This is a genomic window from Brassicibacter thermophilus (assembly GCF_055378355.1).
Genome location: NZ_AP042446.1, coordinates 268,597 through 284,672 on the forward strand (window position 1 = coordinate 268,597; position 16,076 = coordinate 284,672).

Consider the following 16,076-nt stretch of genomic DNA (forward strand, 5'->3'; position numbering starts at 1 on the left):
TTCATTATGAAAAAGGATATCCGATATTTTAGAGATCAATATGATGTGATAGTTATAGGTGCAGGACATGCAGGATGTGAAGCTGCTTTGGCAGCAGCTAGACTTGGAATGAAAACTCTTATTCTTACTATGACATTAGACTCTATAGCACTTATGCCTTGCAATCCAAATATTGGGGGAACAGGAAAAGGACATCTTGTCAGAGAAATAGATGCCTTAGGTGGTGAGATGGGCATAAATATAGATAAAACTTTTATTCAAAGCAGAATGTTGAATACATCTAAAGGGCCAGCTGTTCATTCCCTTAGAGCACAAGCAGATAAAAAGCAATATCATATTGAGATGAAGAAAACTTTGGAAAACGAAAAGAATCTTGATTTAGTTCAAGGAGAAGCACAAGAGATTTTAGTTGAAAATCAATCTGTAAAAGGAATAATTACTAGAACAGGAGCTAAATATTTATCTAAAGCTGTTATATTAGCTACAGGAACTTATTTAAAAGGAAGGATATATATTGGAGAATTAAATTTTGAAGGAGGTCCTAATGGATTATTTCCTGCTAATTACCTTTCTGATTCTTTACAAAAATTAGGTATTAAATTGAGAAGGTTTAAAACTGGTACTCCTGCTAGAGTCCATAGAGATAGCCTTGATTTTAGTAAAATGATTATTCAAGAGGGAGATAAAGAAATAGTTCCATTTTCATTTTTAAATGAAGGACTTTATAAAGAACAAGTTCCTTGTTATCTTACTTATACTAATTCAGAGACTCATAGAATTATAAGAGATAACCTTAATAGATCACCAATGTATGCTGGTCAGATTGAAGGTGTTGGACCAAGGTATTGTCCTTCTATTGAAGATAAGGTAGTTCGATTTGCAGATAAGGATAAACATCAAATTTTTATTGAGCCTGAAGGGTTAAATACTAAGGAAATGTATGTACAGGGAATGTCAACTGCATTACCTGAAGAGGTTCAAATAAATATGTATAGGACTGTTAAAGGTATGGAAAAAGTTAAATTTATGAGACCAGCTTATGCTATAGAATATGATTGTATTGATCCAACTCAACTTAAAAGAACATTGGAATATAAAGAAATTGATAATTTGTTTTTTGCAGGGCAGATAAATGGTTCTTCAGGGTATGAAGAAGCTGCTGCCCAAGGAATTATTGCTGGTATTAATGCTGCTTTGAAAATAAAGGGACAAGAACCTTTTATTTTAGATAGATCAGAAGCCTATATTGGTGTATTAATAGATGATTTGGTTACCAAGGGAACAAATGAACCTTATAGAATGATGACTTCTAGGGCTGAATATAGGTTAATCCTTAGACAAGATAATGCAGATTTAAGGTTAACTGAAAAATCGTATAAAATAGGTTTAGCAAGCAAGGAGAGATATGAAAAGGTCATAAAGAAAAAAAGAATGATCGAGAAAGAATTAAATAGATTAAAAGAAATAAAATTAAATCCTAATAAAGAAATAAATGATTATCTTACAAAATTAAATAGTGCTCCTTTAAAAACACCGACAACAATTTATGATCTTATTAAACGACCTGAAATTAAATACGATCAAACTAAAATACTTGACAGTGCTAGAACTGAATTGCCTAGAGAAATTAGAATGCAGGTTGAGACACATATAAAGTATGAAGGATATATTGCAAAACAATTAAGGCAAATTGAACAGTTTAAAAAACTTGAAGGAAAAAAACTATCAAGAGATTTAGATTATAGTACTATAAAAGGTTTAAGATTAGAAGCCAGACAGAAGCTTAATGATATTAAACCTGAGTCTGTTGGGCAAGCTTCAAGAATTTCTGGAGTTTCGCCAGCGGATATAAATGTATTATTAATTTATTTAGAACAACAAAGACGTCTATATAATAGAGGTGAAGTAGATGAAGAATAATTCAACATTAGTTAATGGACTTCACAAACTTGGATTATCAATAAGTAAAGAACAAATTGATATGTTTGAAAAATATAAAGAGCTAATTAAAGACTGGAATAAAAAAGTAAATATAACTTCGATAACTGAAGATCAAGATATATATATTAAACATTTTCTAGATAGTGCAACAATATTTAAGACTGAATTGATAAAAGATGGTATTGATATTATTGATATAGGTACAGGTGGAGGTTTTCCAGGACTACCTATAAAAATAATAAATCCTAGAACTAACGTTACCTTGTTGGATAGCTTAAATAAGAGAATAATTTTTTTGAATGATGTAATAGATAAAATAGGATTAACTAGTGTGTTTGCTGTACATGGGAGAGCTGAGGAATTTGGTAAAATGTCAGAGTATAGGGAAAAATTCGATATATCAGTATCTAGAGCAGTTGCACCATTAAATATTTTATGTGAGTATTGCCTTCCTTTTGTAAAAGTTGGAGGATATTTTATAGCAATGAAGAGTATTAATACTGACGATGAGTTAAAACAAGCGAATAATGCTATAAAAATATTGGGTGGAGTATTAACTGATAGTTTGGATATTTTGATACCTAATACTGATATAAAACATAGGTTGATAATTATAAAAAAAATAAGACAAACATCTACAAAATACCCTAGAAGTTCTGGTAAACCTAAAAAGAAACCTTTATAATGTATGTTATTTTAGTGTTTTTTGTAGTACGAAAATAAAAAAAATTAATATTTAAAGAAGGAAGAAAAGATTTTTTAGAGAAATTAATTAATGGACAAGTTATAAAAGGTCTAAGTCCATTGGGAGAGGAATGGTATTATGAAAAACTTTAATAATGAAGTAAAGTATATACCAGTTAAAAATATAAAACCTAATCCTTATCAGCCTAGAAAAAAATTTGATTTAAGAGCTCTTGAAGAATTGAGTCAATCAATAAAAACTTATGGGGTTATTCAACCGATTAGTGTGAGGCAAATAAATGAAGAGAGTTTTGAATTAGTGTCAGGTGAAAGAAGATTAAGAGCAACTGAAATGGCTAAAATAGATTCAATCCCTGCCATAGTTGTAGATTTTAAAGACAGAGATTCTGCAGTAATTGCACTTATTGAAAATCTTCAAAGAGAAGATTTGAATTTTATTGAAGAAGCTGAAGGATATTATAATTTGATTAATGACCATGGATTTACTCAACAACAATTGGCTGAAAAGTTAGGTAAAAATCAGTCAACAATTGCTAATAAGCTTAGAATATTAAGATTACCCAAGGACATAAAAAAAGCTCTTATTGAAAATAATCTTACCGAAAGACATGCTAGAGCTTTGTTAAAGCTACCAGATGAAGAATTACAGCATGTTGTTTTGGAAAAAATAATTAAAAATGATTTGACAGTTAAAAAGACAGAAAAACTTATAAAGGATATGTTAAATGATTTAGTTGCTGATAAAGTACAAGAAAAAAAGCAAAATATAAAAAGTCTTATTAATTTTAAGATATATTTAAATACATTAAGGAACGCTTATAATGCTATAAAAGATAGTGGGGTAAATGCGAAATATGAGCAGAGAGATATGGGTGAATTTGTTGAAGTAGTTGTTAAAATCCCTAAGTCTAATATCAAATAAGTTGTTTTCATTTATAATAGTTAAGAGGAAATATTTCCTCTTTTTTTTGTTTTTTTGAATTTAAATTTTGATATGAACTTGTGAAATGTAACTAAAGTGAAGAAATGTATTTTCATATTAAGTTTGAATTTGTTTGACAATTTTGATTCATAAAAATATTTAGTTTTGAAGGAATAATTTGTACTATTAAAGAAATATAGATTATAATAATATTGGAGGAGGGCTGATAGATGTCTAAAATAATAGCCATTTTTAATCAAAAAGGCGGAGTGGGTAAAACGACTACTAATGTAAATTTAAGTGCTTGTTTGGCTAAACTAGGAAAAAAAGTTTTAGTTATCGATATTGATCCTCAAGGAAATACGACTAGTGGATTTGGTTTTAATAAAAATGCTATTGATGAATCTATATATGATTCTTTGATTAATAATGTTGATATAAATAAAATTATTTTAAAAACAAATATTAGTGGCTTATTTTTGGTACCTTCAAATGTTGAATTAGCTGGAGCAGAGATTGAATTAACTAAAAAAGAAGAAAGGGAGATAATATTAAGGAAAATACTGACTAATGTTAAGCCTAAATTTGATTATATATTTATTGACTGTCCTCCATCTTTAGGATTACTTACAATCAATTCACTAGTTGCTGCAGATAGTGTTATTATTCCTATTCAATGTGAGTACTATGCTTTAGAAGGAGTTAGTCAGCTTATGGATACGATTAAGTTGGTTAAAAAAAATTTAAATCCTTTCCTTGAAATCGAAGGAGTAGTTTTGAGTATGTTTGATGGAAGAACTAATTTATCAATTCAGGTTGTTGATGAAGTAAAGAAATTTTTTAGAGGGAAGGTATATACTACAATTATTCCAAGAAATGTTAGATTGGCAGAGGCACCAAGCCATGGTTTATCTATAATTGATTATGATCCTAAATCTAAAGGTGCTGAAGCTTATTTAGAGCTTGCTAAAGAATTCATCGAATACGAGGAGGAATGATGAGAATGACTAAAAAGAGGGGACTGGGTAAGGGATTATCCGCTTTAATACCTGATGATGATATTATAGATAAAAATGATGTTTTTGTTAATTCTGATAATGTTATTGAAATAGATACTTATATGATAGAACCTAATACTGAACAGCCAAGGACAAACTTTGATGATGATTCCTTGAATGAACTTAAAGAATCTATAAAAAAATATGGGATTATTCAACCTATAATTGTAAGAAAACATGGAAAAGGATATCAAATAGTTGCTGGTGAACGAAGGTGGAGAGCTTCAAAAGAAATTGGTTTAAAGAAGATACCCTGTTTAATAAGAGATTATAAAAAAAATGCTGCAATTGAAGTAGCACTTATTGAAAATATACAAAGAGAAGACTTAAATCCAATTGAAGAAGCTTTTGCTTATAAAAATATGATGGATAAGTATAATATAACACAAGAAAAAATTGCCGAAGTTATCGGAAAAAGCAGAACTTATATTGCTAATACTATTAGATTATTAAAATTAAATGAAAAAATCATAGATTATATAAAAGAAGGCATAATTTCACCTGGTCATGGTAGAGCACTTTTAAGTATTAAAGATAAGAATATACAATTAGATGTGGCTGAAAGGATTATTAAAAGAGGATTAAATGTTAGACAGACTGAAAAGATTGTTAAAGATATTTTATCTAAAAAGAAAAAAACTACTAAAAGTAAAATTAAACAAACTAAAGACGCTGCTTTGTTGGAGATAGAAGAAATATTGAGTAAATCATTGGGAACTAAAGTCCAAGTAACAAAAAGGAAAAATAAAGGAATAATTGAAATAGAATATTATAGTAATGATGATTTACAGAAAATAATTGAAATTCTAAATAAAAAGTAATTTTTCACATGAAACATTACTTTTTATTTAGGATCAAAACTTGAAAGTAAATTATAGGAATTATATATTGTGAAACAATTCAATATTTTAATTATTATATCTTTAAATATAAAGTTTTAAGTGAGTTATTTATGCATTATTTTTAACTTTTTTAATTTTAATTAATCACGTAAGGAAATAAATATCAAAAAAGAAATATAAAACTAAAATTAGTAAAATTTAATATTATATTTTATTATGAAATTTCTTTGTTCAAAAAAATTGAGTAGAATAACTTTTAGTATAATTAATTTGTTAACATTAGTTTTATAATTGATTTGTTTCGAAAAAATAACAAAAATCATTACATTTTATTAAAAAATGTTTAAATTGAATTAATATATAGTTAATTGTTTGGCAAAAAAATAGAAAATATAAACATTTATTAAATTTGTTTTTGTATTTTATTATATTTTAGACTGCAATATATTTTATTGACATATCATACTAGTGAATATATAATTTATATAAATTAAGGGGTATAATTCAAGTGTTTTAGCAGGAAAAATTTAACAGTCCTCAATGTTATTTTATATTGATAGTTAAATTATTAACAATATATATTTAACGAATTGTTAATAATTTATTTGCAAATTAAAAGATAAAAACATAATGTGTTATCTTGCAGGTTATCCTTTCGACTATATTAGATCTAGATATAGAGGATAGTAAGTTATTAACAAAAGAAAGGAAAATCCTGCTTACTTACATAAATAGAATTATTTAATTAAGTTATTTTAAGGTTTTCTAAAAGGCTAAATTTTAATATTAAAGGAGGTTAACATATGGGTTTCAAATTTGATTGGGAAGGTAATAAAGAAAATGTTGAAAAATTTAAACGATTTATGGACGAACATAAGGATAAAAAAGGTGCTTTAATGCCAATTTTGCACGAAGCACAGGATTTATTTGGTTATCTTCCTATTGAGATTCAAAAAATGATTTCTGAAACTCTAAATATTTCTTTATCAGAAGTATATGGGGTTGCAACATTTTATTCCCAATTTTCACTAATTCCAAAGGGAAAATATAGAATTGGTGTATGTTTAGGTACTGCTTGTTATGTTAAAGGTTCAAAAGAGATCTTAGAGAGAGTTAAAGAAAAACTCAATATTGATGTTGGACAAACTACTGAAGATAGATTATATTCTTTACAAGCTACTAGGTGTCTAGGTGCTTGTGGATTGGCACCTGTGATGACAGTTAATGAAGACGTTTATGGTAAATTAAAACCATCAGATGTGGATGGCATATTAAGTAAATATAAAGAATAGATGGGGGTGTCAAAATGAAATCCTTAGAAGAATTAAGAGAGATAAGAGAAAGAACTTTAAAAAAGATGGCATTAAGGAAAGAAACTGAAGGGACTAGGATAGTTGTGGGTATGGCTACTTGTGGAATTGCAGCTGGAGCTAGACCTGTTTTGACAACTTTGCTTGAAGAAGTAGACAAAAGAGGATTAGATGGTGTAGTAGTAGGGCAAACTGGTTGCATTGGAATGTGTAAATTTGAACCTATTGTTGAAGTGTATAAACCTGGGGAAGAAAAAGTAACTTATGTTCATGTAGATCCTGAGAAAGCAAGAAGAATAATTGCTGAACATATTGTTAATGGTAGAGTTGTTAAAGAATTTACTATAGGGGCTTATGAGTAATTATATTATGAAATCGTTTCCATAAACATATAAATGTTTCACGTGAAACATTTATATTCTTACACAGAAATAAAATGTTAAATAAATTATTGAAAGAATAAGATTTACTTAAAACTGCACTTATAATATGTACTTTGTAAAGGAGGTTAAAGAAATGAATATTTATAGAGCCCACGTACTCGTATGTGGTGGTACTGGATGTCAATCTTCCAATTCGATAGAAATAAAAAATGCTTTGGAAGATAAAATAAAAGAAAAGGGCTTAGAAAATGAGATTAAAGTAGTAATGACTGGATGTTTTGGGTTGTGTGAAGTTGGTCCAAACATTGTGGTTTATCCAGAAGGTGCCTTCTATAGCCATGTTAAATTAAGTGATATTGATGAAATAGTTGAAGAGCATTTATTAAAAGGTAGAATAGTTAAAAGATTATTATATAAAGAAGCGATTGAAGAGGATAAAATTATATCAGTAAACCAAGTTGACTTTTATAGTAAACAGACTAGGATTGCTTTAAGAAATTGTGGAGTAATTGATCCTGAACAAATAGATGAATATATTGCATATAATGGATACGAAGCACTAGGAAAAGCTGTTACAGAAATGACTCCTGAAGAAGTAATTAAAGTTGTTAAAGATTCAGGGTTAAGAGGAAGAGGTGGAGCTGGATTCCCAACAGGTCTGAAATGGGAATTCACTGCTAAGGCTGAAGGAGATCAAAAATATGTAATATGTAATGCAGACGAAGGGGATCCGGGTGCATTTATGGACAGGAGTATATTAGAAGGGGATCCACATTCGGTTCTTGAAGCAATGGCATTAGCAGGATATGCAGTAGGTGCAAATCAAGGATACATATACATAAGAGCAGAGTATCCTGTTGCTGTTAAAAGATTAGAAACTGCAATAAATCAAGCTAGAGAGTATAATTTATTAGGGGAAAATATATTTGGTTTAGGTTTTAATTTTGACATAGAAATAAGGTTAGGAGCTGGAGCATTTGTATGTGGTGAAGAAACTGCTTTAATTGCTTCTATTGAAGGCGAAAGGGGAATGCCTAGAAATAAACCACCATTCCCAGCTAATAAAGGAGTTTGGGGAAAACCAACCTTGATAAATAATGTTGAAACATATGCAAATATTCCTGCTATATTCCAAAATGGTGTTGAATGGTTTAGAAGTATCGGAACAGAAAAATCACCAGGAACAAAAGTATTTGCTCTTGGAGGAAAAATAGAAAACACAGGATTAGTAGAAATACCAATGGGTACTACTTTAAGAGAAATTATTTATGATATAGGCGGTGGAATACCTAACGGAAAAGAATTTAAAGCTGTTCAAACTGGAGGACCATCAGGTGGATGTATACCAAAAGAATATTTAGATACCCCTGTTGATTATGAATCATTATCTAAACTTGGGTCAATAATGGGGTCAGGTGGAATGATAGTAATGGATGAAGATAATTGTATGGTGGATATAGCTAGATTTTTCCTTGATTTTACTGTAGACGAGTCATGTGGTAAATGTACAGCTTGTAGAGTTGGAACAAAGAGAATGTTAGAAATACTAGAGAGAATAACTGAGGGTAAAGGTGAACCTGGAGACATAGAGAAACTTGAAGAACTAGCTAATACTATAAAAGATTCGGCACTTTGTGGCTTAGGACAAACTGCCCCAAATCCAGTATTGTCAACCATACAATATTTTAGGGATGAATATGAAGCTCATATTTATGATAAGAAATGTCCTGCAGGACATTGTCACAAACTACTAACTTACAAAATCAAATCAGATTTATGTAAAGGATGCGGATTATGTGCTAAAAATTGTCCAGCAGGAGCTATATCAGGTGAAATTAAAAAACCTCATGTTATTGATATAAATAAATGTATAAAATGTGGTGTTTGTATGAGCAAATGTCCATTTGACGCGATTATCAAGGAATAAAATTAAGGAAGGGGTGTAAGAGTTGAGAAAAGTTACTATTACTATAGATGGTCAAACTATACAAGTACCAGAAAATTATACAGTTTTAGAGGCAGCTAGGGAAATAGGAATAAAAATTCCAACATTATGTTATTTGGCTGGAATAAATGAAGTTGGAGCTTGTAGAATGTGCTTAGTTGAGGTTGAAAAACAAAGAACACTTAAGGCTTCGTGTGTACTACCTGTTTCAGAAGGGATGGTTGTAAGAACTAATACTAAAAGAGTAAGAGAAGCTAGGAAAATAAATTTAGAATTGCTTTTATCTAACCATAATAGAGAATGTACAATGTGTTCAAGAAGTGGAAGTTGTGAACTTCAAAAATTATCAGAAGATTTAGGGGTAAAGGAAATAAGGTATGAAGGGGAAAAAACTCATACAACTGTAGATGATATTTCACCTTCTATTGTAAGAGATCAATCGAAATGTATTCTTTGTGGAAGATGTGTTAATGTATGTGAAAAAGTACAAAAAGTAGGAGTAATAGGGTTTAGAGATAGAGGCTTTGCTACGACAATTGGACCTGTTTTTGATTTAAGTCTCGCTGATTCACCTTGTATAAATTGTGGTCAATGTATAGCTGTTTGCCCAGTTGGTGCATTAAAAGAAAAAGAGTCAATAGACTATGTATGGGAAGCATTAGATGATCCAAATAAACATGTAGTAGTTCAGACTGCTCCTGCAGTTAGGGCTGCTCTTGGAGAGGAATTTGGGTTACCAATAGGAACAAGAGTTACTGGTAAGATGGTAGCAGCTCTTAGAAGACTTGGATTTGATAAAGTATTTGACACAGATTTTGCTGCTGATCTTACGATAATGGAAGAAGGTTATGAATTATTAGGAAGATTGAAAAACAATGGTAAATTACCTATGATTACTTCGTGTTCACCTGGATGGATAAAATACTGTGAACATTATTATCCTGAATTTTTAGATAATTTATCAACTTGCAAATCACCACATGAAATGATGGGCGCAGTAGTTAAAAGTTACTATGCAGAAAAGAATAACATAGATCCTAAAGATATCTACGTTGTTTCTATAATGCCATGTACTGCAAAAAAATTTGAAGCACAAAGAGAAGAACTAGCTTCAAGTGGCTATCCAGATGTTGATGTTGTATTGACAACGAGAGAATTAGCTAAAATGATAAAGCAGGCAGGATTGGACTTTGTTAATCTTCCAAATGAAGACTTTGATGAAGTATTAGGAGAATCGACAGGAGCTGGAGTTATATTTGGTGCTACTGGTGGGGTTATGGAAGCAGCATTAAGAACAGTTGCGGAAGTTGTAACTGGAAAGGAATTAGAAAAAATTGAATTTGAGCAAGTAAGAGGAATTGAAGGAATAAAAGAGGCTGAAATTGATTTGGCAGGAACAAAGGTTAAAGTTGCTGTTGCTCATAGTACAGGATATGCTAAAGAATTATTAGAAAAAGTTAAATCTGGAGAAAAAGAATATCATTTTATAGAGATTATGGGATGTCCTGGAGGATGTGTAACTGGTGGTGGACAGCCTCATGTAAGTGATGATGTAAGGATGAAAGTTGATGTAAAAACTGAAAGAGCTAAAGCTTTGTATGAAGAAGATGAAGCAAAAACAATAAGAAAATCTCATAAAAATCCAATGATTAAAAAAGTATATGATGAATACTTTGGTGAGCCAAACAGTCATAAAGCACACGAACTTCTTCATACTCATTATGTAAAAAGAGAAATTTATCCTATAGAAAAATAAATATTTATAAAAATAGATATTTAAATAAAAGGATTCTAATGTTTCATTAGAATCCTTTTATTTCATAGTTGAATTAGAGTAATAGATCTAGTATTATATTACAAAGATATAAAAATACTTTATTCTTTTTATAAGAAAGGGGATAAATATGGATAAGAGGATGCTTTTACCAGCAGAAATAGCTCAATCTACGGTGAATTCAGCAATTAATAAAGCAAGATTACCAATTTATAAAATGATTTTATTAGGAATTTTTGCTGGAATATTTATAGGTTTTGGAGCACATGCTGATATAACTATAATGCAAACAATGAAAAACATCGATGTTGGGATGATGAAATTTTTTGGTGCAATGGTTTTCCCTGTTGGTCTTATGCTAGTTGTTATTGCAGGAGGAGAGTTGTTTACAGGGAATAATTTAATGACTTTAGCTCTAATGAACAAGAAAATATCATTGAAAGAGTTAACAAAGAATTGGTGTTTTGTATATTTAGGTAATTTTATAGGATCATTACTTCTAGCATATTTTGTATCAAAATCTGGATTAGTTACAGGACAAGCAAGTGAATTGGCGATAGGAATTGCAAAAGGAAAAGTTTCTATTTCTATTGAACAAGCAATAATTAGAGGAGCACTGTGTAATATGGTTGTTGTACTTGCAGTATGGATTTCAACAGGTGCTAAAGATATAATATCTAAAATATTTGCTTGTTGGTTTCCAATAATGCTTTTTGTTCTAGTGGGATATGAGCATAGTGTTGCGAATATGTTTTTTATTCCTTTAGGCAAGATGCTGGGAGCTAATATTACTTGGGGGCAAATTTGGTTTAACAATTTAATACCAGTAACTATAGGTAATATAATAGGAGGAGGGATTGTTGTTCCATTAGTTTATTATTTATGTTACTTAGCTCCTTCAGAGAAAAAATAAAATAGAAGCTTATAAGCTTCTATTTTATTTTTTGGTTAAGATAGATACATAGTTATCATATAATAAATAAGAGAAGATAAAAAATTTTAATACCGATCTATCATTTTTATATAATGTGCTATAATAAAAAAGTAGTCATTAAGATTTTAGTTTAAATGATTTAATTTCTAGAAGGTTGTAAACTTTCATAAGGGGGTAAAAAGTTGATTTATTTAGATAATGCAGCTACATCTTTTCCAAAACCAGATATAGTTTACGATTCAATATTACAAGCGATGAAGGAGTACGGTGCAAATCCGGGAAGATCAGGACATAAGTTGGCTCTTAAAGCAGGTAGGGCTTTGTTTAATACAAGGGAATTACTTAGTAAGTTATTTAATATTGATGATCCAATGAATATAATTTTTACATCTAATTGTACAGATAGTCTAAACTTAGGATTAAAAGGAATATTAAACCCAGGAGATCATGTAATAACATCGAGTATGGAGCATAATTCTGTATTAAGGCCTTTGAAAACTTTAGAAGAATCAGGAATTGAGGTTACTATTATTCAATGTAGTAAAGATGGAACCATAAATATTGAAGATATCAAAAAAAGTATTAAAAGTAATACTAAGTTAATAGTCACAACTCATGCCTCAAATTTAACAGGGACAATATTTCCAATAGATGAAATAGGATATATAGCTAAAGAGAAAGGTATTATATATATGGTTGATGCTGCTCAAAGTGCAGGAGTATATGATATTGATGTTAAAGCAATGAATATAGACATATTAGCATTTCCGGGGCATAAAAGTCTTTTAGGGCCGCAAGGTACGGGTGGAATTTATATAAAAGATGGACTCGATATAAAACCGTTAAAAGAAGGTGGAACTGGAAGCCAATCTAATCTTTTAGAGCAGCCTGATATTTTGCCTGATAGGTTTGAAAGTGGTACACCAAATACGCCTGGTATAGTTGGGCTTGGTTCAGGGGTTAAATATATTTTAGAGAGAGGAATACATGAAATAAGAGCACATGAAGAAGAATTAACTAAGCATTTTATGGATGAATTAAAGAAAATACCGAATGTAAAACTATATGGTCCATGTGATATAAAAAAACAAGCTCCAGTTGTTTCTTTAAATATAGGAGAAGAAGATTCTTCTGAGATAAGCTATATATTAGATCAGGAGTTTGATATTGCAGTTAGACCTGGTTTACATTGTGCACCATTAGCTCATAAAACAATTGGAACATTTGAACAAGGAACTGTAAGGTTTAGTATAGGATTATTTAATACTCATGAAGATATAGAAAGAGCAATAAAGGCTATCAAAGCAATTTCTAAAGATATGTAAATTAAAATTTGTCTTATTATTGAGTTTTTTTATTTATAATATGAGGAAATTGCATAATTATTTTAAAGTTAAAAATTTAATTATGCAATTTTCTGGTATATTTAAGTAATCCAAAGCAGTACAAAGATAAAAGGAGGAAAATCATGGAATTTATTAAACAATTTATACTTAAAAATAACATAGAAATAATTTTAGCACTTATTATACTAGTTCTACTATTTTTATTTTTTATAATAATATTACAAATTAGAGTTTCTTCTATTAATAAAAGATATAATAAATTAATTGAAGGGACAGATCATGATTCACTTGAAGGAATACTTATGCAACATTTAGAAGATGTTAAGGAAGTAAAAAGAAAGTTAGAAGATATAAATAAATATTGCAAAGATTTAGACAGAAAACTTTCTTTAGCTATAACAAAAGTTGGAATTATTAGATATAATGCGTTTAGTGATATGGGAAGTGATTTGAGTTTTTCTGTTGCACTACTAAATGACAATTTAGATGGATTTGTTTTGACTAGTATTTATGGACGTGATGAATCAACTACATATGGTAAACCTATAATTAATGGAAAATCAAAATATTCTTTATCTGTCGAAGAAATTCAAGCTATTGATAGAGCTAAAAATAATTACATTCATAAATTTTAATGGATAAATAAGTAATTAACGATATTTTTGCAGATTCAAATATAAATTTTATTTAAAAATAGAAAAGGAGATAAAATGGACAAGATACTTTTCATCATAAATCCAATTGCCGGGAAAGGCAAAGCTGAAGAAGTAATACCAATAATCAATGAAGTTATGGAGAAAAGTAAAAAAAAATATAAGATAGTAAAAACAAAAAAACCAAAGGATGCAATAAATATTTCAATATCTGGTATTAAAGAAGGTTTTTCAACAATAGTTGCAATAGGTGGAGATGGTACTATAAATGAAGTGGCTTCTGGATTGGTGATGCTAGGGAAAGGTACACTTGGAATCATTCCTGCTGGAACTGGTAATGATTTAGCACGGACATTAAATATACCTTTTAATCCTAGAGAGGCATTAAATGTTATTTTAAATAATAAAATTAGTGCAATAGATATAGGATTTGCAAATGAAAAATTCTTTATTAATTTAGCTAGTGTTGGTTTTGATTCTGAAATTGTAAAAAATACTGAGGCAATCAAAAAAGTTATTAAAGGTAAATTTGCATATACTATAGGGTTACTTAAAACTTTGTTAACTTATAAAGGGAAAAAGCTAAAAATAAAGATTGATAATAAAGAATTAGAAAGAGATATATTATTATTGGCTGTAGGTAATGGGAAATATTATGGCGGTGGAATGAAAATTTGCCCTATGGCGTCTATGGATGACGGGCTTTTTCATGTATGCATAATTAAAAACATTTCAAAGTTAAAACTGTTTTTCTTATTTCCTTTGGTATTTAAAGGAAAGCATTTAAAATTTAAAAAATATGTAGAAATTCACAAAACTAAAAATGTGGAAATTATCTCTTTAGACAGAGCATATTTAAATGTTGATGGTGAAATATATGATTTTAAAGTTAACTCTAAATTTTCTATATTAAAAAGAGGTCTAAATGTAATTGTATCTTAAAAGAGTAAAAAACACTTCTGATGAAAATAATATTATTTAGATTTATTTAATTTTATTAAATTGATAATATTGTATTTCATTGGAGGTGTTTTTTTGATAAAAAAAATAGCTATTCAAAGAGGATTAGACAGTTTAAAATCACAACTGATTGACTTAGGGTATGATGTAGTGGATATGGAAGTAGGTAGCAATGTAGAGGCTATAATTTATATGTCTGGAGAATATGAAACTTTATACCAAAATCAAATTATTGATATGATAAGCGGAGAAGAAGTTGATATTAATAGAGGGGCATTGCTTATAAATGCTAATGGTAAGGACGCAAGTGAAATTGATACAATTATAAAAAATAGAATTTATGAAAGACTATTTTAAGAATATGTATTGATAACCCAAATAGCAGCTCGTATACGAGCTGCTATTTGGGGGCAGTTTGGTTCTATTTTAATAAAGGAACAGGTCTTTGAGTAAATATATTATATCATAAAATTTTTAATTAATGTTTATTATTATGTTTTTCTATATCATAATTTTTAAATAAATTTCTTAAAGATGATAAGAAACCAAAGGAAATTATATCGGCCATTTTCATAACAGTATAAAGACGTGTATTTTGTAATGTTACATATTCCATAAAACCTCCCATATTTACTACTCCGGTAATATATATATCGCCTACCTCAGGGAGAGTTTTTTTTACTCCTGTTCCAGGTTTTAATGGACCTAGTCCAATATTAATATATCCTATTCTTTCTATATCACCTAAACAAGCGTCTATTGCAACTATAAACGGATTTTTAAATAATGTATGTATTGTATTAATTGATGTTTCTAGGTTTTTAGCGTGTACTGGTGTTGCTAAAGTTCCAAAAATGTGGACATGGTCATATTTTTTTACGGAATAAGAAAGTTTATGACCTACTAATGGACCAAGACAATCACCAGTAGACCTGTCTGTACCAATACACAGAATGACTAAATCATTTTTTAAATAATCATAGTAAGCATTTAAGTATTTTGATAAAATGTTTCCAAATTTAATTGATGCAAAATCACAATTATGGCTAATAGAGTGACATATTTTATCATTTAGAGAAAGCATATATACCTCCTAAATTACTAGAAATTACTGAATTATTACATATTCAAAAATATATAAAACTTAAAGATTTTATATTATAGTATATTAAAAATAGTTCTATTATATTTTGTATTCTAGATATTAAAACATTATGAGAGAAAATTGAATAATAAAATATTTTATTAAATCCTATAGTAATTATGAAAAATTCCTATAAATTATATATTGCTATAACAATAA

15 protein-coding genes are annotated in these 16,076 nt (G+C 29.1%); 14 read left to right on the forward strand and 1 reads right to left on the reverse strand.

The window, feature by feature from the left end:
- Window positions 1-6: 6 nt before the first annotated feature.
- The 14 genes from mnmG to ACZ41D_RS01385 all read left to right on the forward strand — a co-directional run bounded on the left by mnmG (window position 7) and on the right by ACZ41D_RS01385 (window position 15,130).
- Window positions 7-1,920 (forward strand): tRNA uridine-5-carboxymethylaminomethyl(34) synthesis enzyme MnmG, encoded by a 1,914-nt coding sequence (gene mnmG / locus ACZ41D_RS01320; protein ID WP_464152130.1) that lies wholly within the window; start codon window positions 7-9, stop codon window positions 1,918-1,920.
- Window positions 1,910-2,626 (forward strand): 16S rRNA (guanine(527)-N(7))-methyltransferase RsmG, encoded by a 717-nt coding sequence (gene rsmG / locus ACZ41D_RS01325; protein ID WP_464152131.1) that lies wholly within the window; start codon window positions 1,910-1,912, stop codon window positions 2,624-2,626. Before mnmG ends, rsmG begins: the two co-directional genes overlap by 11 nt.
- 138 nt (window positions 2,627-2,764) lie before the next feature.
- Window positions 2,765-3,568: a nucleoid occlusion protein gene (gene noc / locus ACZ41D_RS01330; protein ID WP_464152132.1), complete on the forward strand. Its 804-nt coding sequence runs from the start codon at window positions 2,765-2,767 to the stop codon at window positions 3,566-3,568.
- 230 nt (window positions 3,569-3,798) lie between these two features.
- Entirely contained in the window at window positions 3,799-4,566 is a 768-nt protein-coding gene (locus ACZ41D_RS01335) for a ParA family protein (protein ID WP_464152133.1), read from the forward strand.
- A 5-nt stretch (window positions 4,567-4,571) separates the two neighbouring features.
- A complete protein-coding gene (locus ACZ41D_RS01340) occupies window positions 4,572-5,447 on the forward strand; it encodes a ParB/RepB/Spo0J family partition protein (RefSeq protein WP_464152134.1) in 876 nt (291 codons plus the stop codon).
- An 824-nt stretch (window positions 5,448-6,271) separates the two neighbouring features.
- Window positions 6,272-6,760, forward strand: coding sequence for an NADH-quinone oxidoreductase subunit NuoE (gene nuoE / locus ACZ41D_RS01345; protein WP_464152135.1), 489 nt, complete (start codon window positions 6,272-6,274; stop codon window positions 6,758-6,760).
- Window positions 6,761-6,774: 14 nt separating this feature from the next.
- Window positions 6,775-7,140, forward strand: a complete 366-nt coding sequence (locus ACZ41D_RS01350) for a (2Fe-2S) ferredoxin domain-containing protein (protein WP_464152136.1) — start codon at window positions 6,775-6,777, stop codon at window positions 7,138-7,140.
- Window positions 7,141-7,267: 127 nt separating this feature from the next.
- Entirely contained in the window at window positions 7,268-9,088 is a 1,821-nt protein-coding gene (gene nuoF / locus ACZ41D_RS01355; RefSeq protein ID WP_464152137.1) for an NADH-quinone oxidoreductase subunit NuoF, read from the forward strand.
- 22 nt (window positions 9,089-9,110) lie between these two features.
- Window positions 9,111-10,862 (forward strand): NADH-dependent [FeFe] hydrogenase, group A6, encoded by a 1,752-nt coding sequence (locus ACZ41D_RS01360; RefSeq protein ID WP_464152138.1) that lies wholly within the window; start codon window positions 9,111-9,113, stop codon window positions 10,860-10,862.
- A gap of 148 nt (window positions 10,863-11,010) precedes the next feature.
- Window positions 11,011-11,793, forward strand: a complete 783-nt coding sequence (locus ACZ41D_RS01365) for a formate/nitrite transporter family protein (protein WP_464152139.1) — start codon at window positions 11,011-11,013, stop codon at window positions 11,791-11,793.
- Window positions 11,794-11,996: 203 nt separating this feature from the next.
- Complete coding sequence (locus ACZ41D_RS01370; protein ID WP_464152140.1) at window positions 11,997-13,139, forward strand: aminotransferase class V-fold PLP-dependent enzyme; 1,143 nt, start codon at window positions 11,997-11,999, stop codon at window positions 13,137-13,139.
- A gap of 143 nt (window positions 13,140-13,282) precedes the next feature.
- Complete coding sequence (locus ACZ41D_RS01375; protein WP_464152141.1) at window positions 13,283-13,795, forward strand: DUF4446 family protein; 513 nt, start codon at window positions 13,283-13,285, stop codon at window positions 13,793-13,795.
- A gap of 75 nt (window positions 13,796-13,870) precedes the next feature.
- The gene (locus tag ACZ41D_RS01380) at window positions 13,871-14,755 is read left to right on the forward strand and encodes a diacylglycerol/lipid kinase family protein (RefSeq protein WP_464152142.1); all 885 of its coding nucleotides are present in this window, start codon (window positions 13,871-13,873) and stop codon (window positions 14,753-14,755) included.
- A gap of 93 nt (window positions 14,756-14,848) precedes the next feature.
- On the forward strand, window positions 14,849-15,130 hold the full coding sequence (locus ACZ41D_RS01385; RefSeq protein ID WP_464152143.1) for a YkuS family protein: 282 nt from the start codon (window positions 14,849-14,851) through the stop codon (window positions 15,128-15,130).
- 121 nt (window positions 15,131-15,251) lie between these two features.
- Here the strand turns inward: ACZ41D_RS01385 and yyaC are convergent, their stop codons facing one another.
- Window positions 15,252-15,857: a spore protease YyaC gene (yyaC, locus tag ACZ41D_RS01390; RefSeq protein WP_464152144.1), complete on the reverse strand. Its 606-nt coding sequence runs from the start codon at window positions 15,855-15,857 to the stop codon at window positions 15,252-15,254.
- Window positions 15,858-16,076 lie beyond the last annotated feature (219 nt).